This window comes from Pedobacter hiemivivus (genome assembly GCF_005144565.1).
Taxonomy (GTDB): Bacteria; Bacteroidota; Bacteroidia; order Sphingobacteriales; family Sphingobacteriaceae; genus Pedobacter; species Pedobacter hiemivivus.
This window is the reverse complement of sequence record NZ_SWDX01000001.1, coordinates 821,560-842,983: the sequence shown is the minus strand read 5'-3', so window position 1 is coordinate 842,983 and position 21,424 is coordinate 821,560. Positions and strand designations below refer to the sequence as shown.

Genomic DNA, 21,424 nt, shown 5'->3' with positions numbered 1-21,424 from the left:
TCAGCCCCTTAAAACCTTTACTACTCTGCAGTCTCTTCCAGTTTACCTTCTTTATTACGTTTCAATGCAATCTTAGGCTTATCCTGTGTTCCGGTGATGCTCAATGGAATACCAAACAACCCAAATGGCGGCAATCCTAGTCTACCGCTCATATTTAAACGTCCATCAAAACTCACCTGACCTTCAAAACGAGGTCTAAAACCCGCAACACGCATTTTAAATCTTTCGATATTAATGATGTTATTCGCAATAGTACTTTTGATCTGCACCTCAGATACATCCTGATTACTTAAGCTATCTCTTTTAGTAGCCTTACTCACGGCATTCATAAATTTAAAGCCCATCAAACTTACCTTCTTAACAGAAAGTACGCCTTGTCCCTTTAAAGTTGGATAAACTGGCATCATATTTCCATCTAACTTACCAGACAACTGATAATCCAGTCCAACAACCCCTTTAACCTTCGAAGCCGAAGTCGCTAAATCTCTAAACAATTTAATTTCCTTATAAGCCTTTGCAATATCAAATTCCTTTGCAAGTACACGATAATCAAAAGTGGCAGATAAAGGCGTTAAACTTCTATACTTAGCATCCATAGTTACCGCAGCACCAACTAAATTAAATGCAGCCTGATTTAAGTTCAATGTACCATTGTTTAGTACCAGATTACCTTTCGCATTTTTTATATCCAATCCGTTATAATATACGGAACCCACATTGGCACTTACCGATACATTTAAATTATCAGGAATGATAACCACACCTGCAGCGGCAGCTTTACTTCCTTTAGCGCCCGTACCGCCTCCTTCATTAAAAGCCATCAACTCGTCGACAAATAGCTTTCCACTTTTCAGATTAAAGTTACCCGTCAGCTTCGATTTATCTGCAAGTACGTAGTTAACCACATTACCCAGAAAACCTTCCATACTGAAATCAGACTTACCATAGCTTCCTTTAAAGTGTTCAAACTTCATCTTGTCCTGCTTAAATGAAAACACACCTTTGTTGACCAGGAAAGACTTCGGAAAAAGGTCAGAATTAAAGGTCATTTCCTTAACAATCACTTTTCCCCTATTGTTTAACTTACTATATCGACCAGCCATAGCATCACTTTGCAAGCCGCTAAAAGACACATCAGTAAATATAGATCCTTTTATATCATACCCTTTTACAGCAAACAAACGATACATTTTACCAATATCAATGCTACCCTTTGAGGTAATTTTATACTTAACATTTTCCAGATTCTGTACAGCAGCCTTCAACTCAAAGGGCTGTCCACCCATTTGGAAAGACACTGGTTTAATGTTCAAAATCGTACTCCTTAAACTACCATCTCTGTTTGTCAACACTCCATCCACAGAAATCTGCTCTAGCGCCTGATCAAAATGTGCTGTTTTAATTCGTCCATTATTTAACAAAATAGCAGCTTCAGTAACAGGAAATTGTTTTTTTGCCTTGTCATACCCACCCTTGCTCTTCACGTTTAGGTTTAGCTTTCCACTCAGTTCCAAATCTTTCAATGGATAAAACTCTTTGATCTCAGCAAAATTCAGCAAACCATTTAACGCTACATCGATTGGCGTTTTACCAGAAGTCTTTAGTTTAGCAAAGCCTCTGATATAGTTAGATAAAGCCTGGATATTCAGATTTGTCAATTCAAGTTCAGTGTGTTTATAATCCCCATCTGGATTTGTACCATTGATGTTAAAGCTGATCTTATCTATGGGTGACGTCACCGCAGCATGTTTGAAATAGCCGTCTTTTAACGAACTCACCAATTTAAATTTAGGGATAGTCGCAATTACCGTATCTACTTTCCTAAGTCCTGTACGCACTACTTTTTTAGTATAAGTTCCTTCCGCATGAAAATCCATTGCAAACCGCCCCCTTAGCTGATCCATCTCAAAAATCTTCGCCCACTTCTCTAAATCTATGTTTGCGCGACTTTGTATATATACTTCCGGCGTAACTAATCCTCTCAAATTCAATGTAGCACCAACATAATCCTTACCTATATTAAAATAAAGACTATCCATATTGATATATAAACTATCTGGATTTAAAGATGGGACCTTGGTTTGAAGATTTAAATACAACTTGCTAATCGGTTCCGGCGCCTTTGGATTAGAAATCTCCCCCTCACGTATCTTTAAATTGAATGATAGTGTAGGCATAATCTTCTGACCTGCCAGGTACTTTCCGATTAAAGAAGCCTTTATCTCGGCATAGCCCTTCATATTTGTCCGCTCCATACGCTCAGCAATAGCTGGTGGCATAGCCGAAAAAATATTATGCAGATCGGTTTCTTTAGCCTTTGTCCTAAAATTAATATCATACCCTCCCTCTATGAAAGAGAACTTGCCCACAAAATGAATAGGCAGAGAATTGATCTTCAAATCATTTTCATTGAACATCAAGTCCAAGGAATTAGTATTGATCTTGGTTACCAACCTGGCATTTATCTTTTTATTCAACAAATAAGGTTCATTGTTATAATAAACATCCAATGCCTCAATTTGGGCATTACTAGTCAGATCAAAAATAGCTTTGCTCAAATCGCCCTTTCCAGAATAGTTCAATCCACTGGCACTGATGAGCATCGGTACGGATTGATCCTGATAAATCAGCTTACTTTTACTGATAAATATGCTTTCAATTTTTATAGCTGTGCCGGCAGTATCCTGCTTTGCAGTCGTTGTTGTATCGCTACTTTCATAAACATTGTAATTCGCATTTCCCTTTTCATCCACCTTAATATTAATGACAGACTCATTTAAAAATACTTTATCTATCTTGATCTGCGACGAAAATATAGTACTCAGGTTAACGCCAAACGATAGCTCTTTACTGTATAGCAAGGTATCCTGCTCAAAAGGAGCAGATCCTTTAAGCATAAACTCATTTAGGCTAAGCGTTAAAGACGGAAAATGCTTAAAAAAAGAAAGGTTAGTACTTTCAAACTTCACCTCACCCTTTATATTTTTATTAATAGCTTTTTGTATTTCTTTAGAAATGGTCTCCGGGAACAAATATGGACCAACGAACAACAGTAGGAATAGCGTAGCGAAAGCTATTCCTGTAATTTTTAAAACTCTCTTCAATTTTATAAAAAATTTAAATCCTTGCAGCAAATGCAAAGATAATTTTTTATTTAACTAAACCACTGCTACTTAAATTAACTATAACACATTTACAATACTCAACTTAAGTAGCATATGGCCTCTGCAATTTCATTAATCATACTTCAACGCCGGATAACCCAACAACCTGCGCCATAAAGCAAGCTGGCCAATAATACTAGCCTCCCTATATATCGTAAAAGAAATCATCTCATAATAAGTCATCTTCATCCCTTCCATATCGAACTCGCTATCTAGCTTTGCATCCGAAATGTTTACCAGCGCTTCTCGTGCAATTGGCGTAAACTTTTCCCAGTCATTAATATATTCCGAATTAGTAGGATAAGTAGCCTCATCCATAATCCCTTTATGATCTTTAAACAGCTCTTCTCCCTTTTGTTTAAGCCCAGGATGTGTTTCTGTAGTCATCCAATATCGCTGCTGTATGAGGGCCCCAGTAAGCCAGGCCATGTGATTTGCTTTGGTATTTAAACGGTTATGCATGTCGGCTTCAGTAACCCCATCAATTGCCCGACTAAAAAAGGTGGTTTGCATATCAAATAAGGTAAGCAATCCTTCAGTTCTTGTACTTGCTGTTTTAGTCTCCATAAGACTCGCTGCTTTAGTTTCCATAATTTTATAATTTTAATGGTTAACATTAATCCAAGTCGAATGTTTAACCAATTTGTATTCATAAAATTAAGTATTGTCTATAAGACCTTTACAGGTACAACACGACAATTAAAAGGGGGAATCACGACATAAAAGGTCTTAACCTCAGCCTAATCGACTTAAACCAAGCCAAAAATAAAAATAATCAAACTGATTTACAGCGACTTAAAACATATTATTCAATTCACTAAAATAAAGTCTAGTAAATTTATAGACTTTATATATATTTGCATCAGTAATCGCATAAACGATGAACATATAGTCATGTGGCCGAGTGGTTAGGTAAGGGTCTGCAAAACCTTTGACGGCGGTTCGAATCCGCCCTTGACGTCCAGTACAATTTCTATATTGACTGCATTTAGATGTTTGGTTAGATCTAAGTTTTGTTTAAAGAGCCAGGTTGGATGACCTGGCTTTTTTATTTTTCATAAAACTCTATCGGAAGTTGATCCGGATCAGCAATAAAAGTAAAGCGCTTATCAGTAAACTCATCAATGCGAATAGGCTCCGCTTCTACTCCTTTATTTTTCATCCTGGCAATTACCTCCTCCAGGTCGTCCACTTCAAAAGCCAGATGTCTTAAACCTGCCGCTTCCGGTCGCGATGGCCGCTTTACCGGTTCAGGAAAAGAAAAAAGCTCTATTGCATAAACCCCATTCACCGCCAAATCCAGTTTATAGGATTGCCTTTCCGCTCGGTAGACTTCCCTAATCACAGTAAAGCCTAAGATTTCAGTATAAAAAGCTTTCGAAACTTCATAGTCGCTACAAATAATAGCGATGTGGTGAACCTTATTTATCATTTCACAAAATTCAGATTATTCCACGTAAATTTATAATACTATAATCTAAATATTAAAAACATGAATCAAAATGTAATCTGCTGGTTTGAAATCTATGTTAGAGACATGGAAAGAGCTAAGAAATTCTACAGTACTGTTTTGGGAACACAATTTAGAGATATGGCGGATCCTAGTGCGGAATCTGGGGGAATGAAAATGTCATTTTTCTCTGCCCCTGAAAACCAAGGCGTGTCGGGTGCTTTAATTGAAATGGCCGGGACAAAGGATGGGGATGGCGCATGTGTCAACACCATGGTCTATTTTCCATGTGAAGATTGTAGTGTTGAAGAAAGCCGTATAGCTGATGCAGGCGGACAGGTCGACAAGTCCAAATTCTCTATTGGTGAATTTGGGTTTATCTCCATATGCGTAGATACAGAAGGCAATCATTTCGGATTGTTTTCCATGACCTAGGTCAACTCCTTTTTTTATAATTCAATACTGCCCAGGTATTGAACACTAATGCGAATATCGCCATGATCCCCATCTGGGGCAGTATATCTTTAAAGCCACTTCCTTTAAGGATAACCATGCGCATTACTTCGATTAGGTAGCTGACAGGATTAAACTTTGTGATGAACTTTGCCCAATCAGGCATACTATCGATAGCCGTAAACAAACCACCCATCAAAATAAAAATCATCATAAAGAAAAACATCACAAACATGGCTTGCTGCTGGGTATCGCAAAAAGTAGAGATCAGCAAGCCAAAACCCAAAATAGCCAGCAAAAAAATAGATGCAAAGCAGTACAAAACCAACAAATTACCCACAGGAACAATACCATAAATTAATCGGGCCACCAATAGTCCCAACGTAAATACGACATTCTTTACTGCCAACATCCATATCCTATGGCTAAATTACTTTTTGAAATAAGTTGACAAACAGCATACACAGTAATCGGTAACTTTGAAACGGCATACTAATTTTCTTCCTAATGAAAAAGCTTAAACAAATCATCACTCAACTTCAATCTATTTCTACGGATGCATTAGGTAAACCAGACGACTTACTTTGGCAGTACCTCTTCTATTCACCTAAAATGCCGTTACGACTTGGACAGGAACAATTGCTTCAAAGTGCCGAAAAAATTAGCCTGAAAGTCAATGATGAATACTTTGGACAGGAAGAACTAACATTCCATACTTTTAGATGGGGAAAGGGAACCCGTAAATTGTTGCTTACCCATGGATGGGGATCGAAAGCCGCCGATTTTAGTGAATTTATTACAGCCTTAAATAAAATAGATAACCTTGAGATCATTGCTTTTGATGCTCCAGGTAATGGTAGTTCCGAAGGAGACCTATCAAGTTTACCATTATATGTGCAAGCGGTCAAAGCAGTTGTTCAACAATATGGTAAACCAGATGTACTGGTTGGGCACTCACTGGGCGCTATGGCTAATGTCATTGCATTGCGAGAAATGCAAATATCGCCAACCCTGCTAATTAGTCTTACACCACTTATAAAATTAAAAGAGAATTTTGACGCCAGCATGGATGCTGTAAATATTGGTCATACCAGTAAAACAGCATTTTTTGAGAGTTTAACAAAAATGTTCAATGTTCCAGCATCTTACTTTTCACTTGGTAATTGGCATGACGCTGGACTGCAGTTAAATCATCGTTTAATGTACGATTCAAACGATCAGATCTCTCCTTACCTATATCTGAAAGCGTTCTTAGATAACCATCCATCTGTCAAAGCGCACAATTATGAAGATGTTGGCCACGAAAAGATATTGAAATCAGCTGTTGTTATCGAAGATGTAGTTGAGGCAGTAAAGTCAGCTTTAGAGATCCAACTTTAATTTCATCATTTTTTGTATCTCTTACATATGTTTATTATTAAATCGAACACTCTACTTCGAATACAATTAATATATTAAACATATAATTAACAATAAAACACACTAAACATACTTAATTGTTGTAATTTTATTTTTTATATTAAATAAACCTATAGATCTTTGCCTTGCTAATTTATAGTATGCAAGAAGAAACCAATGAGGCAATACCTGCTCTTAAAGGGAAAAAGAAGGCAGATTTAAAACACAGAAAAAAGAATGACATCTTATTAAAGGGTGTTATCGAGGATCACTTTGCAGATGTGCTTCGATTTTTTTATGAAGATGCAGATGAAAGATTTGATATGGCGAAGGGCTTTGAAAGCCTAAACAAAGAGCTACATGAAATCCATCCCCAGTTAAGCCGAAAAGGTGGCAGTCGCGAAGCAGATGTTTTAATAAAAGTATTCTTACTTAATGGAAGCTCAGAATGGTCTCTCCTACATTTAGAAATTCAAAAAATCGTCAATAAAAACTTCCCAAAACGGGTGTATCAATATAACTATCGTTTATCCGATAGATACGAAATGCCAATTGTGTCTTTGGCAATATTTACTGGCCTAAAAGGTCAGCTACAACTCAATGAACATAAAACCAATCTGCTAGGAACAGAGCTAACTTTTAAATACAAAACCTATCAAATCTTTGATCATAGCGAAGATGAACTACTTAATATGGAAAGTCCATTTGCATTGGTCGTACTAACCGCTCAGCAAGAAGCTCTAGCAAGTGTAGCAAAAGTGAAAGAAGAAGATCTTGATATTATACGCACAAAAATAATGCGTGCAATAGTAAGCAGTAAAAAATTAGATGTGGATGGGATCAGAAAGTTTCTGTATTTCATGGATAATTTTATCCCCATTCGAAACCAACAATTAAATAATAAATTTCAACAAGAACTTAGAAAATTAACAGGAGGAAAAGTCACTATGGGTATTATAGAAGCTATAAAAATGATTAGTCATGAAGAAGGGGTACATGAGGGGCTAGAAAAAAAGAGCCACGAAGTTGTCGAAAATCTAATTTCACAATTAGGTTTAACCAATAAGCAGACGGCAAACATTGCCAATGTGTCCATATCATTTGTAAGAAATATACGTAAAGAAATAGAAGTCAAAAAACGGCAAAATACACTGCAACAGGTATCGTTAATCGATAACAAAAAACCACTAAATAAGAAATAAATCAGAAAAATGATTAATTAAAGTAACAAATAGTAACAGTCCAACACCGAACAGCCACCTTGCTGCTACCCCTATTTACCCGGACATTACTCGGACATTACCCGGACGTTACCCGGACACTACGCGGGTTGGGCCGAGTAGTGTCCGTTTAACTACTGGTTAATACCCGGGTATTAGCGGCCGATTGAGCAAACGCTATCCTAGCCCAGATAAAATCTGGGTTGCCATAATCACAATAAAAGTTGATTTAAACTACTGAGAAACGACTTTATAGATAAAGCCTTTATTGCCGGCTAGCAATACCAAATTGCCTTTTTTAGATTTTTGCACCACATTAAAGCCCAGATCAGAAATATTGTACCATTTCAACCCGCCATCCTGCGAAATATCAGTCCCAGAACTGCCTGTTGCCAGTAAAACTTTAGCATTTAGATAAGCTACACCGGAGCGGTAACCACTAACAGGTGTAATCGGCTTTTTCCAGGTCCTCCCAGCATCGCTGGTCAGTAAAACATTATTGGAGTTATCCTTATCTTTCAGATAATTCCCACCAACAACTACACCTTTGTTTTTGTTATAAAATGCCATAGAGAAAGTTCCGGTGCTAGATTCCCCCTGGACAATCGGACAAGGAAACCGTTTCCAGGTATAAGCATAGTTATCAGAAAAATAAATATTAGCCACCGCACCACCAGTAGCAACCCAGGTTCTACCAGCTGGCAAAGTCTTAATTGTTGTTCCACTCGCAGCAAACCCAGCTTCACCTACAGTCATATCCAATGTCAGATTAGCCGAAATATCATTCCAGCTCTGTCCACCATCCTTTGTCCGCAACAATTGCATTTTATGCAAAATGGGATCACCAAAGATGATCCCATTTTTTGCATCCCAGAAATCCATTCCATCTAAAAATATGGCCGAATCCAGGTTTTTATAACGTTCCGTCCATGTTTTACCACCATCGATGGTCAACAAAACATAGGCTGGCGAACCCGCATTTACAACGATTGCTTTCTGTTCATCAAAAGCCTCAATATCTCTGAAATCTAATTTTTCATAGCCCATAGGTTGTGTCCATTGCCAGGTTTTACCCCCATCAATAGTTTTACCGATATGCCCATTGCTTCCACTTACCCATGCCACCTCTCCCGAAACGACAGACATTCCTCTTATGCTCGTATTCGTGCCCGTTGTTAAGGGTATCAATTTATAAGTTTGTGCAAAACTGATAAATGGTAAAAAAGCAAGCCAGTAAATTAGATATTTCATTTATTTAAATCTTTTCCAAACTTCCGTTCTACCAATCAAAGAGAAGCCAATATAACCTCTCATATGTAACTCATTATTACCCTTCAGGGCCATGTTACACTTATAGGTCTTACCAGATTTGGGATCATAAATGGCCCCACCGGTCCATTTTCCATCATCGAAGCTGAAGTTCTTTAAAATCTCCAAACCTATAATAGGTTTAGATCTTAAATTCTCTTCCGGATTTTTCACATCTGTTTTAGTCTCCCCTTTTTCAGTTTTAGGATCTTTTAGCCAGACAATCTTACCGAAGTATTTATCACCTTTTTTGGTAATATCGATATGTGCCTCACCTAATGAGTTAGTCCATGTTCCGACAACGGCATCTTTGGTCTGGGCAAAGCCCACTAAGGAAATTGCTGTAAAGAGCAATATAAATGTTAAATGCTTCATAGGTATAATTAGTATTTAATTAAAGATACTAAATATACCTATGAAGCATATTAATCAAAAAAATTATTTGATCGTTTCTTTTACCTCACCACAGGTTAACATACTATCTCCGAAATAAGGATTTTTAATATCTTTTTGATTACTTAACCAAGACGCACCTTTGTCATTTAAAGCCATTGGGCAATACTCCACATAGAGCTCACCTGAAGTTAAACCAGAGTTTTTTACCTTGGCTATAAAATCATTGCTTAGATCCGAAAATACCGTTCTTTGCACCTCAATATCTGCAGCAGCACCTATTTTAGCCGCCAATGCAGTCAATCCACTACCATTACTCAATTCTTTTGAGCCCAATTCAATAGCATTCGCTGCAACTTTTGCCTCAGCCATATCACCATTTACAAGCGCAACAGTCAAATGAGTATAATGTTGATATACCGCATTCAATTTATCGTCTTTTAAGCTCACTCTAGCCACCGTTTTTTCAACTGCTGCACCATGACCTTCGCCCGGCGCATGATTGTGTCCAGCATGAGGATCTGATTCAGCAGGTTTTTGTGTATTTCCACATGCAGCAAATAGCGTTACAGCAGCTATAGTAATTACGAAATTGGTTACTGTTCTCATCTTTCCGTTTTTTATGATTAATATTTAAGATTTCTATTTAAGCCCTTCAACAGGGTTTTTCCCTTTTTTAAGGATGTATTCGCTATACAAAAGGTATGCTCCGGTTACCACTACCTGATCTCCATTTGTCAAGCCTTCCGAAATTTCTACCTGATTATCGTTTTCTGTTCCAGTTTTCACCAATCGTGGTTCAAAGCTGTCTTTTCCAGTTTTAATCCATACATGCATTCCTTTTCCGTCTCTAATCACGGCATCTACCGGTAGTGCCAGCACCTTGCTTTTATTTCCTGAAGGAAGAAAAACGTTAGCTTGCAGACCGGGTTGCCATTGATTTCCAGGATTAGGAATGCTTCCCCTAATTTGTGTAAGCTGAGTACCCGACTGCAAAGAAGGTGTGATAAAACTAATGGTCATTTCTTGTGGTTGATCTTCCCAACCTGCCACAACAACCTTTGCCTTTTGACCCTGCTTAATTTTGGCGGCTTCGCTTGAATAAACATCAGCTTCAACCCATAACTGGCCGTAGCCTTCTAACCTTAATATCGGATTACCCTCGGTTACATATTGTCCTTGCGTTACCGACAACTCCGCTACCACACCACTTTCAGCTGCATAAAACACAACATAAGGATCTTTCTTCTGCGTCTTTACCAATTGTTGCACCTGACTTTCAGATTGTCCGTACAGCAATAACTTTTGCTTCGCAGAAGCTACAATCTGGCGTTCTATTTTATCCCCTTGAAACTGTTTTTCCTGAGCTACTGCCATCAGATACTCCTGTTGCAAAGTCGCCAATTGCTCAGAATATAACTTATACAAAGGTTGTCCCTTGTTCACCTTTACGCCAGTCTCACGAACATACAATTGCTCAATCCTACCTGCAATACGGCTAGAGATATAGCTGCTTTGTTCCGGATTAACGGTCAACCTTCCATTAAGCTCCTTACCCCCCGACAAGATATTTTCCCCAATCATAATGGTGGTTATATTCGCCAAAGCCTGACGTTTCTCATCAACTTTAAGGGCTTTATCGTCGCTGTTCTTTTCAAAAGGTACCAAATCCATCCCACAAATGGGACAAGTACCCATCTCATGTTTAATAATTTGTGGGTGCATCGGGCAGGTAAAAGTCTGCTGTTTAGCTTTAACAGCTCCAGCTTCAGGCTTTTTTTCATTACTGCAGGCAGCAATAAATACTGATGGAAGTATGGCCATTAAAGCCATTCTTTTTATAAATAATTTCCGTTCCATTTCTTTAATCTAACCGTTTACAATCATTTTAATTGCGCTTTGATGAAGCTTTCACTATCTACCAGGTAAGCTGCATTTTGGCTGATCTCCCAATTGCTGATATCCTCTTTAATTTGCACCATTCCGGCTATGGTTATTCCAGCCTTTACCGACTTCGGAAGCACCACATTACCTTCCTTTTTAAAAACTACCGTCTTATTCCCTAAAGATAATACAGCAGATTCGGGCAACCACCATGATGCAGCAAGCAACACCGGGATTCTAGCGGTAAGTAGCTCACCTACTCTAAAATTGGGTTTATTAAGATATATTCTGGCGATGGTAAAGTTTTCCCCATCCTTAAAAATAGGCTGAATCATGCCAATCGTGGCAGTCTGGATAGTACTTTTATCAGCCGTTTTGTAAAACGAAAACTTATCACCTTGCTTAACCAATGACGCCAAAGATGGCTTAAATGAAAATTCAGCAACCAGCTTATCGGCATTATAAATGGTAAAAATAGACTGACCAGCACTCACATACTGTCCCTCTCGCAACATGACGGGTGTATTTACCGGCGCTGCAGCTGCAGGCGCGGCTGTAGCGCCAGATGACGCCCCCATCCCAGTCATACCATCTCCACCAGCGGCAGGTGCAGCAGCCGAAGGAGCAGCACCAGGTGTAGCAGCGGCAGATTTTTCTAGGATGTACCCGTCCGCATTGCTATATACCGGAATCCGATAATTTACCTTCCCTGTTTTTAACACTTGATTAACACCCGATGCACTCATTCCCAACAGCATTAAACGCTGTTTTGCTCTGTCCAATAAAGTAAGATCAGTTTCTGATCTCTTCAAAAACAACAATTCCTGTTGCGCAGCAGCCAAATCCGGAGAGTAAACCTCCATAATCAACTGCCCTTTAGCAACTGGCTGATAATTGTATTTAATAAGCAAACGCTCTATCCTTCCACTTACACGACTAGCTATGCTATTTTGGTTGCGGGTATCATAATTGATGATACCTTGCGCTTCTTCCGTAAATATTTTGGTGCCATAATCGGCCTTAATTACTGGTAATGTAGATACCACCTGCTCATTTGAAGGTTTTAGCAAATGAGAAAGGTTACTGTCAATTTTCACCGCTCCCGGATCTTCGTGTGCAGCGTTCTTATCTTTTTTACTCCCAGTACAAGCACTCATCACCAGTACACCGATCATCAGCACCGCAGCCTTAACGATATAGTTCTTTCTCATAATCGGCAATCATTAAATAAAGTTTCAATTTCTCGTCCAATACGTTACTCTGCATCATGGTCAACGCTTCCCAAGAGTCAATAACTTCAGGCAGCTCCATCTTATTCTCACGGTAGCTTAAAAAGTTAACATCCAGTGTTTTTTGCAGACTAGGGATAATCTTATCTTCCATCGCATCAATCCGTTTTTGCATCGACTGAATTTCGAACTGCATACCGTACAACATACCCTGCGTTTCCTGCAACATAGCCGCTTTCTCTTTGCCCATAGCCTCCACTTCGTACTGCATGCCTTTCACTTCCGATTTATACATTTTCGAAGACCATGGCGCGATTGGAATACTTACCATACCCATAATGCTATAAGCTTTAGGCATCATTTTAGTTAAGGGCGACATGTGATCAAACCTCAATTTAAAATCCGGTCTGCTTTGTTTTTTCATGGCCTCAATATTCAGCTGCATAGATTGGATACTATAATCCATTTTCTTGATGTCGTTTCTAGCCATGGCCAAACTTGCTGTATCAATAGAAGGAGCTGGCACAAAAGTGGGTCTATAAGTCGTATCAATAGCAAAGGCTGAATTTCCCTTCATATTCATCAAACTGCTTAACCAGGCACGCGCTCTGGCGATATCCCCCTCCTGCATGGTGATCATGTTGCGGTTCTCTTCCAGCTTGGCAGCCGTTTTGTAAACACTACCCAATTTCGACTGGTTGTAAGGATACCTGATCTCTTCAATCTTTTTCATGGTCTCCATGATCTTCTGGTTTTTCTCCAGTATGCCGATCTTTTGCTGTGCAACCAACCAGCCAAAATACAAGCGCTTCGCCTGTGCTTTATATTCGTTTAAAGTCACACCACGCGTTTCGTTTTCAACCTTACCTTTCGATTCGATAAATCGCTTATTCGCGTTTAGCTTCACCGGATTAGGGATATCTTGTTCCAGTTGCACCATTATAGATCCTTTATCACCTTCATCCATAACCATCTGACCAGGATACGGAGTCATAAAAGTACCCAGCCCTATCATTGGGGCCATCCAAGCCGTTGCCGCTTTAGCAGTATGCTTATAACTCTCCGCTTTTAAACCATACGATTGCAGCAAAATGTTATTTTTATCTATTCTTTGCAAAACGGTATCCAGTGTAAGCACCGGACTTTTTTGCTGTGCCGAGGCTGCAAATGGCAACAACAGCAGTACACCTAATATTCTCTTAATGTTGTACATCGTGCACCTCCAATTTTCCATATTTTCTCAATTCGTATTCTTTGGACATTAAAAAGATCAATGGGGTAACCAACAGAATGTGTGTAGACGAAGTCAGCACACCACCAATCATTGGTAGTATAATCGGCTGCATTACATCCACCCCTACTCCCGAGGCCCATAATATGGGCACCAATCCAAATAGCGACACACAAACGGTCATCAATTTTGGTCTTAATCTTTTCGCTGCACCATGAACTACATATTCTCTCAAATCCTCTTTTGTGATGGTCTCACTCGAATTTCCTTTCAGCTTAATCAACTGCAGCATGGCATCATTTAGATAAATCACCATCACAATACCCGTCTCTACGGCAATCCCAAACAGGGCAATAAAGCCTACGGCTACACCAACGGAGAGGTTTACACCCCAGAAATAAATCATATAAGCACCACCAATTAGAGCAAAAGGAACTGTAATCAGACTTAGAAAAGCTTCTCTAACAGAGTGGAAAGCGAAATATAAAGAGAAGAAAATGATCACTAAAACTACTGGTGCAATCCACATCAAGGTTTGTTTACCACGGATCAGATTTTCGTACTGACCGCTCCATTCCAGGAAGTAACCTTCAGGAAGTACGCCCTTTTCTTTATTCAACTTCTCCATCGCATCCTTCACGGTGCTACCTAAATCCCTGTCGCGCACATTAAACATCACTGCACCACGCAAAATAGCATTGTCAGAACTGATCATTGGCGGACCATCTTCAAATTTCACGTCAGCTACTGCCGATAAAGGCACTTCGCCAAAAGTGGCCGATTGAATAGGGATACGCTGAATGCGCTCTACGCTATTGCGATACTCCTGAGCCAAACGTACACTGATAGAAAAACGTTGTCTCCCTTCAATGGTATTCCCAATGGTTGCACCGCCTAAGGCACTTTCAACCACCTGATTTACATCATCTACATTTAAGCCATAACGAGCCAATTCACCTCTTTTAACATCAATAGAAAGGTATTTACCACCGGTAATGGGCTCAACAAACAAGTCGCTCACTCCTGGTGTACCTTCTAATGCTGCTTTAACTTTTTCGGATACCGCAGCAATGGTATCCAGATTCTGGCCAAATACCTTGATCCCTACATCGGTACGGATTCCGGTAGCCAGCATATTGATCCGGTTGATGATCGGTTGTGTCCAACCATTTACTACACCCGGGATTTGTAACTTGGCATCCAGTTCATTTACAATGTCCTTTTTGGTGATGCCTTTACGCCATTCGCTTTTCGGCTTTAGGGTAATAATTGTCTCGATCATACTGATCGGCGAGTTATCGGTCGCAGTATTGGCCCTACCCGCTTTTCCCAAAACCTTATCAACTTCAGGTACCGACTTAATAATCTTGTCCTGCACCTGTAAAATCCGCTTTGCTTCTGCATTAGATACATCAGGAAGCGTTACCGGCATAAACAAAATACTTTGCTCATCCAATGGTGGTATAAACTCTGTACCCAAATTTTTAAGTAAAGGAATGGTAATCAACAAAGCAATGATATTAATTGCAATCGTTGTTTTTCTCCATTTCAGTACCGTTCTAATCACCGGCTCATAAACTTTTTCCAATATCCTATTTACCGGGTTCGCATTATCCGGTTTAAACTTCCCTTTCATAAAGAAAGAGATCAGTACCGGAGCCAACGTAATCACCAACAAAGCATCTACAATCATGATAAATGTCTTGGTGTAGGCTAGCGGGTGGAACAATTTACCTTCTTGTCCGGTTAACATAAATACCGGTAAAAAAGAGGTAATGATGATGACTGTTGCAAAGAACACCCCTCTTGAAACCTGCTTACTGGATTTCGTGATCACCGCAAGACGATCTTCTTCACTAATCCAATCCGGAGATTTTTTAAATATATTTTTAAACCACTTGATCATGATGTTGTCGTTTTATTTTGATCCTTTTCCCACAATTCGTATCGCTCTGACAGGTGTTTATAAGCATTTTCACTCATGATGATACCGTTATCTACAATTACCCCGATAGCCAGTGCAATACCGGTTAGCGACATAATGTTAGATGAGATACCAAATGCATTGAGTAGAATAAAGCTGGCAGCAATGGTAATCGGTATTTGTATAATGATGCTCAGTGCACTGCGCCAATGGAACAGGAACACAAATACGATGAGCGATACCACGATCATCTCTTCAATCAGCGTGTTTTTTATGGAGTCTATCGATTCTTTAATCAACTCGCCCCTGTCGTACACAATATCAAACTTCACCCCTTTAGGCAGTCCTTTCGATACCTCCACCATTTTGGCTTTTACCCGATCTATCACCTCGGCAGCATTCTCGCCGTAACGCATCACTACAATACCACCGGCACGTTCGCCTTCACCATCCTGATCAAATATCCCCAAGCGGGTTTCTCCGGTCATTTGCACCGTCGCCAGGTCTGATATCTTTATCGGCGTACCATTCTGATTTTTAACAGGAATATTGGAAATCTCTTCTAATGATTTAAGGTAACCAGAAGTCTTAATGATATAACCCATATCACTCATTTCGAACTTTCGTCCGCCCGATTCGTTGTTGTTGCTCCTAACCGCAGCAATTACCTGTGGCACGCTGAGCTTATAATACAGCAACTTATTGGGATCTATGTTGATCTGGTATTGTTTCTGGAAACCACCAAAAGAAGCAATCTCACTTACACCTGGCACATTTTGCAAGGCAAACTTCACATACCAATCTTGTATCGCACGTTGTTCGCCCAGATCCATATTTGGTGCATCGAGCGTATACCAAAGTACGTGGCCGACACCCGTTCCATCAGGCCCTAGTTGTGGAGCTACTCCTTCGGGTAAGGTTTTGGATATGGTACTAATCCGTTCCATTACCCGCTCACGCGCCCAGTATACATCTACATCATCTTCAAAGATTACGTAAATGAAACTCATACCGAACATGGATGAGCCCCTTACATACTTGATTTTAGGAATCCCCTGCAGGTTAGTGACCAATGGATAGGTAACCTGATCCTCTATTAATTGTGGTGATCTACCCATCCATTCTGTAAATACAATCACCTGGTTTTCTGAAAGATCAGGAATTGCATCTATCGGATTCTTTTGTACGGAAAATACGCCCCATACAAATAAACCGGCAGAAAGTATCAGCACAATAAACCTATTGCGCATCGACCATTCTATAATTTTATGTACCATTTATAATAACCCTCTTTCTTTTATTATTTTATTAGTGCGCTTTACTTGCTTTACCTGAACGGTCGTACTGGCAGCAGTCAGGTAATTTACCATAAGCAGCTTCTGTAGCTTTTACCTTTTCAGTATCGTAACCTGATGCGGCAACTTTTTGCTGTACCTGATCATTGGTGATTTTAGTAGAATCGTAACTCACGGTCAATACCTTAGTTACTTTATCCCAATTTGCTGAAGTTACTCCAGGAACTTTAAGTGAAGTTTCGATCGTCTTCTTGCACATTCCGCAATTACCTAATACTTTGATTTTTTCTGTTTTAGATTGTGCAAATACAGCACTACCAAGGAAAGTCAATGCGACTACCGAAAGAATTCTTAATGATTTCATCTTAATTCGTTTTTAAAGAAAATTGTTAAATAAATTGGATTGGAAGCTATACGCCTTAGGATACTGACGAAATCAGCGTAACGGCAGCTTCATGTTGCACAGAGATGCAACAAATTAAAAGAAAGAGGGTATTATATTCTGTAAGTACAGTTTTTTAGGTAGACAGGCACATGCTGTCCATCAGGGGGTGCATTGCTCAATGCTTCCCTGGTAATTCTTACCGGTATAGGTGCCTGATAATTAACGTATAATTCAGGCTGTATGATGGCTTGAGAAAGTTGCTCAAATTTATAAGCCGTTTGACTGGCTTTATGAGACTTCTCAGATTTAACCTCTTGTTGAACATCCTTGCAGCATGATTTCTTTTTAGAAACGGATTTTGGCATTCCGCAGAAATCACATGCGTCTTTAGATTCCTTTTCCAGACTCCAACTTACCAACTCTCCCATGCAATAATGAAAGTGCATAGTTGCCCCACTGGAAATCCCTAGGTAAAAAATGGCAAGTATGGTAAGTAATGTCCTTTTCATTATGATTCAAAGATTGAAAAAAGAACGGAGATATTTTTATATAATTCCGTTCTTTTTTTATAGCGTGTTGAGATTATTACAATTCTGTAGCGATATAGCCAGCTTTTTGAAGCGTATTTACCACTGTTTCTGCATCTAGTTGATCATTAGCTTCTACCGTAAGTATCTTTTCTGGATTGTTAGTATCTACTTCCCATTTAGAGATTTGTGGTAAATCGTTTAGAAAAGGAGTTACCGTTGCGATGCAACCTGAACATTTGATATTTGTTTTGAATTTTAGTGTTTCCATGATATTATTTATTTGTTAATGTTATTTTTTCTTTAGTTCGATCGTCATCCTGAGTTTATCTCAGGACCTCGCAAGAGAAAGGCGGCTTTGCAGGTGAGGGGTCCTGAAATAAATTCAGGATGACGTGGAGCCTAGCTTTGCGAATTTCAAACGCAAACTGTTACTCACTACTGATACAGAACTTAATGCCATTGCAGCTCCTGCAATCATTGGATTCAACAAGAACCCGTTAAACGGATACAATAACCCTGCAGCAATTGGAATCCCTATCAGGTTATAAATAAATGCCCAGAACAAGTTCTGACGAATGGTTTTAACCGTAAGCTTTGATAAACGCAATGCTTTTGGCACTTGTTGTAAATCAGAAGATACCAGTGTAATTTTTGCTACATCAATGGCAATATCCGACCCTTTGCCCATGGCAATCGAAACATCAGCTTGTGCCAGGGCCTGACTGTCATTAATCCCATCGCCAATCATCGCTACCACTTTTCCTTGTGCCTGCAATTGCTTCACAAAGTCTGATTTATCAGAAGGCAATACCTCTGCCTGAAAATGATCGATCCCAGCCTGTTTAGCTACCGAAGCCGCAGTCTGCTGATTATCTCCGGTAAGCATATATACCTCAATACCCGCATTTCTTAATGCGGCAACTGCTTTGGCTGAACCCGCTTTAATCTGATCTGCTATAGATACAATTGCCAATACTTGCGTTGCATTGGTAAAGTAAATCACCGTTTGCGCCAATTGCTGAAGTTCTACCACCCTATTTTGTAAAGCTTCAGAGACCTGTACATTTAACTCCGTAAGGATCTTATGACTTCCTGCCCAATACTTTTCGCCTTCAAACTCGGCCATTACTCCTTTACCGGTCAGACTTTCAAAACCAGTCACCGTAGCACCTTTTACGCCTCCTTTTTTCAAGTTACGCACGATGGCTTCTGCCAATGGATGCTCTGAAGCTTGTTCCAAAGCAACTAATATTTCCTGCAATTGCAGTTTATCTTTCGGCAGTTCAGTAGCCCACTCCACGTGAGTCACTTCCGGTTTCCCTTCTGTAATTGTTCCTGTTTTATCTAAAATCACTGCATTTACTTTATAACCCAATTCCAGTGCTTCTGCATCTTTAATTAAAATACCATTTTCTGCACCTTTGCCAATACCTACCATGATTGCTGTAGGCGTTGCCAAACCCAACGCACAAGGGCAGGCAATCACCAGTACAGTAACCATGGCAAGCATCCCTTGAGTAAATGCATGTTCTCCACCAAACAGCAGCCATACTCCTAAACTGATAATGGCAATTAAAATAACTATGGGTACAAATATGCCGGCAATTTTATCTACCAATTTCTGCACTGGAGCTTTAGAGCCCTGCGCATCCTGCACCAGCTTAATGATCTGGGCAAGCATGGTCTCCCCACCTACCTTTTCTGCTTTAAATTTAAAGCTTCCTTTTTGGTTAATCGTTCCGGCAAAAACCTTATCGCCCGCTTGTTTAGCTACAGCTACAGGCTCACCAGTAATCATACTTTCATCTACAAATGAGCTTCCTTCATACACCTCACCATCTACCGGAATCTTCTCACCGGAGCGTACCAACAATTGATCATTGAGCCTTACATCAGCAACAGGAATTTCTTTTTCACCATGCTCAGTAATCAGCATTACTGTTTTTGGCTGTAAGCCTACCAGTTTTTTGATCGCTGAAGAAGTATTAGATTTAGCTTTTTCTTCCAACAATTTACCCAGCATGATGAAAACAATGACTACGGCCGCAGCTTCAAAATATACATGTGGATGTAATCCTCTACTGTGCCAAAACTCAGGATTAAAGGTATTGAAAACACTAAAAAGATAAGCGATACCTGTACTTAAAGCTACCAACGTATCCATATTGGCTTTTCCAAATTTGGCTTGTTTCCATGCATTGATGAAAAAGCTCTTGCCAAAAAAGAACAATATCGGAGTAGTTAAAGCCATCATGTAGTAATTACCATTAGGCATATCCATAAAGAACATTCCAATAATGACTACTGGGATGGCTAATATTGACGAATAGATCATCCGCTTTTTTAAAGCCTCATAATTATTTCTCTGTGCTTCTTCCTGCAATTCTTTAGCGCCTTCCTGTTCAACGATCAAGTCATAGCCAATAGATTGAACTGCTTTCTGTAAAGCTTCAGGTTGTACTGCATCTGGATGGTAAATTACCTTTACAGATTGAGTAGCATAGTTGACCTCTGCTTTATCAACTCCTGATTGGGCGCCTATTATAGATTCAACGCTCACGGCACAGGCTGCACAGGTCATACCCAGCACCGGCATCGAAATTGTTTCTATATTGTTGTTCATAACTTGCTTTGTTTAATTAACAATACAAAGGTAAGTTGACAACGGTCTGATTAATTTACAGGATTCAGAGATAAGTTTATAGAATTTTGTAAAGAACTATTTCTTGGGATATAAAATGCGAAAAGCGTTAAAGATAGCCTGGTGGGTAACCGTAGCATGATCCTCTTCCGGTAAATAATCGAAATGTACTTTTACATTTCTAGACTGACCTAGTTTGATTTTCTCATATAACAATTTGGCATCATCTTCCATGATACGCTTGCCGTCAAATGAGCCTTCTTTTCCTACACCAATATAAATATTAGTAGGGTTATTATAATTCTTTTCCAGTACTTCCGGCTTCGCCTTTAACAAAGCGCCATCATTCCACCAAAGACTAGGACTCATGATGATATAATTGTTAAAAAGTCTTGGCTTTTTAAATAAAATCTCGGTTGCCAATAAGCCGCCCAAGGACTGTCCGATAATTGTTTTAAAACCATCCGTTTTGTACTTTTTCTCTACATAAGGCTGTAGCTCCTTTTCCAGAAAAGCGATAAAATTAGCAGAACCTCCATTGTTTGGTATAAATTTACGATCACTGGCTTGCGTAGCAGGAGAAGTAAAATCACGTTTACGATTTTTATTAGCTATGCCAATGACTATAGATTTTGGTATCCTGTTTATCCAGGAAAAGGTATTGTACTGCACAATCCCAACCACATGGATAAAATCTTCATCTGCCGAGCCGTCCAGCAAATAGATGACCGGATACTTTGTGTCTTTGTCATAACCTTCAGGTAGGTAAATATTAATGATCCGGTCTTCTTTTAAGATTTCAGAATGAAGACTATCGACATACCCTAAAACAAATTCTTTTGGTTTGTTTTTAACTTGCGCAATAGCACCCAAAGTGAAGATGGAGCATAAGAAAATCAGTATTTTAGTTTTCATTGTT

Annotated in this window: 20 protein-coding genes and 1 tRNA gene; 4 read left to right on the top strand and 17 right to left on the bottom strand. The window is 39.4% G+C overall.

Translation table 11 applies throughout. From position 1 onward, the window contains the following. Positions 1-20: 20 nt before the first annotated feature. Together FBD94_RS03235 and FBD94_RS03230 are read right to left on the bottom strand one after the other, a co-directional pair. Positions 21-3,104, bottom strand: a complete 3,084-nt coding sequence (locus tag FBD94_RS03235; RefSeq protein WP_169472198.1) for an AsmA family protein — start codon at positions 3,102-3,104, stop codon at positions 21-23. Between the two features lie 132 nt (positions 3,105-3,236). Beyond that, on the bottom strand, positions 3,237-3,755 hold the full coding sequence (locus tag FBD94_RS03230; RefSeq protein ID WP_235884356.1) for a DinB family protein: 519 nt from the start codon (positions 3,753-3,755) through the stop codon (positions 3,237-3,239). A 299-nt stretch (positions 3,756-4,054) separates the two neighbouring features. Here FBD94_RS03230 and FBD94_RS03225 point away from each other — a divergent pair. Continuing rightward, positions 4,055-4,128 (top strand) — tRNA-Cys (locus tag FBD94_RS03225). 84 nt (positions 4,129-4,212) lie between these two features. Here the strand turns inward: FBD94_RS03225 and gloA2 are convergent. Beyond that, the gene (gene gloA2, locus FBD94_RS03220; protein ID WP_131609671.1) at positions 4,213-4,596 is read right to left on the bottom strand and encodes an SMU1112c/YaeR family gloxylase I-like metalloprotein; all 384 of its coding nucleotides are present in this window, start codon (positions 4,594-4,596) and stop codon (positions 4,213-4,215) included. Positions 4,597-4,656: 60 nt separating this feature from the next. Between gloA2 and FBD94_RS03215 the strand changes: the two genes are divergently transcribed. Beyond that, positions 4,657-5,049 (top strand): VOC family protein, encoded by a 393-nt coding sequence (locus FBD94_RS03215; RefSeq protein WP_131609670.1) that lies wholly within the window; start codon positions 4,657-4,659, stop codon positions 5,047-5,049. Between the two features lies 1 nt (position 5,050). On the opposite strand, the gene FBD94_RS03210 is transcribed toward FBD94_RS03215, so the two are convergent. Continuing rightward, positions 5,051-5,479, bottom strand: a complete 429-nt coding sequence (locus FBD94_RS03210) for an ABC transporter permease (RefSeq protein WP_131609669.1) — start codon at positions 5,477-5,479, stop codon at positions 5,051-5,053. Between the two features lie 95 nt (positions 5,480-5,574). Here FBD94_RS03210 and FBD94_RS03205 point away from each other — a divergent pair, with 95 nt between their 5' ends. Next, positions 5,575-6,447: an alpha/beta fold hydrolase gene (locus tag FBD94_RS03205; RefSeq protein WP_136879040.1), complete on the top strand. Its 873-nt coding sequence runs from the start codon at positions 5,575-5,577 to the stop codon at positions 6,445-6,447. Positions 6,448-6,626: 179 nt separating this feature from the next. Further along, complete coding sequence (locus tag FBD94_RS03200; protein ID WP_136879039.1) at positions 6,627-7,667, top strand: hypothetical protein; 1,041 nt, start codon at positions 6,627-6,629, stop codon at positions 7,665-7,667. Positions 7,668-7,919: 252 nt separating this feature from the next. Here FBD94_RS03200 and FBD94_RS03195 read toward each other — a convergent pair whose 3' ends face one another. The 13 genes from FBD94_RS03195 to FBD94_RS03135 form a co-directional block, all read right to left on the bottom strand. Further along, entirely contained in the window at positions 7,920-8,936 is a 1,017-nt protein-coding gene (locus tag FBD94_RS03195; RefSeq protein ID WP_131609663.1) for a WD40/YVTN/BNR-like repeat-containing protein, read from the bottom strand. Beyond that, positions 8,937-9,368: a DUF2147 domain-containing protein gene (locus tag FBD94_RS03190; protein WP_136879038.1), complete on the bottom strand. Its 432-nt coding sequence runs from the start codon at positions 9,366-9,368 to the stop codon at positions 8,937-8,939. A gap of 63 nt (positions 9,369-9,431) precedes the next feature. Then, positions 9,432-9,995, bottom strand: coding sequence for a DUF3347 domain-containing protein (locus FBD94_RS03185; RefSeq protein ID WP_136879037.1), 564 nt, complete (start codon positions 9,993-9,995; stop codon positions 9,432-9,434). Between the two features lie 33 nt (positions 9,996-10,028). Next, complete coding sequence (locus FBD94_RS03180; RefSeq protein WP_136879036.1) at positions 10,029-11,246, bottom strand: efflux RND transporter periplasmic adaptor subunit; 1,218 nt, start codon at positions 11,244-11,246, stop codon at positions 10,029-10,031. A 23-nt stretch (positions 11,247-11,269) separates the two neighbouring features. Continuing rightward, on the bottom strand, positions 11,270-12,481 hold the full coding sequence (locus FBD94_RS03175) for an efflux RND transporter periplasmic adaptor subunit (protein ID WP_136879035.1): 1,212 nt from the start codon (positions 12,479-12,481) through the stop codon (positions 11,270-11,272). Further along, complete coding sequence (locus FBD94_RS03170) at positions 12,459-13,712, bottom strand: TolC family protein (protein WP_136879034.1); 1,254 nt, start codon at positions 13,710-13,712, stop codon at positions 12,459-12,461. Before FBD94_RS03170 ends, FBD94_RS03175 begins: the two co-directional genes overlap by 23 nt. Beyond that, the gene (locus tag FBD94_RS26425; protein ID WP_136879033.1) at positions 13,699-15,636 is read right to left on the bottom strand and encodes an efflux RND transporter permease subunit; all 1,938 of its coding nucleotides are present in this window, start codon (positions 15,634-15,636) and stop codon (positions 13,699-13,701) included. Before FBD94_RS26425 ends, FBD94_RS03170 begins: the two co-directional genes overlap by 14 nt. Continuing rightward, on the bottom strand, positions 15,633-16,931 hold the full coding sequence (locus FBD94_RS26420; protein WP_131609649.1) for an efflux RND transporter permease subunit: 1,299 nt from the start codon (positions 16,929-16,931) through the stop codon (positions 15,633-15,635). Before FBD94_RS26420 ends, FBD94_RS26425 begins: the two co-directional genes overlap by 4 nt. Before the next feature lie 31 nt (positions 16,932-16,962). Further along, positions 16,963-17,313: a heavy-metal-associated domain-containing protein gene (locus tag FBD94_RS03155; protein WP_131609647.1), complete on the bottom strand. Its 351-nt coding sequence runs from the start codon at positions 17,311-17,313 to the stop codon at positions 16,963-16,965. Positions 17,314-17,444: 131 nt separating this feature from the next. Next, positions 17,445-17,843, bottom strand: a complete 399-nt coding sequence (locus tag FBD94_RS03150) for an HYC_CC_PP family protein (protein WP_131609645.1) — start codon at positions 17,841-17,843, stop codon at positions 17,445-17,447. A gap of 76 nt (positions 17,844-17,919) precedes the next feature. Further along, complete coding sequence (locus FBD94_RS03145) at positions 17,920-18,132, bottom strand: heavy-metal-associated domain-containing protein (RefSeq protein ID WP_131609643.1); 213 nt, start codon at positions 18,130-18,132, stop codon at positions 17,920-17,922. A 114-nt stretch (positions 18,133-18,246) separates the two neighbouring features. Next, entirely contained in the window at positions 18,247-20,487 is a 2,241-nt protein-coding gene (locus FBD94_RS03140; protein WP_136879032.1) for a heavy metal translocating P-type ATPase, read from the bottom strand. 96 nt (positions 20,488-20,583) lie between these two features. Then, the gene (locus FBD94_RS03135; RefSeq protein ID WP_136879031.1) at positions 20,584-21,420 is read right to left on the bottom strand and encodes an alpha/beta hydrolase; all 837 of its coding nucleotides are present in this window, start codon (positions 21,418-21,420) and stop codon (positions 20,584-20,586) included. Between the last annotated feature and the right edge of the window lie 4 nt (positions 21,421-21,424).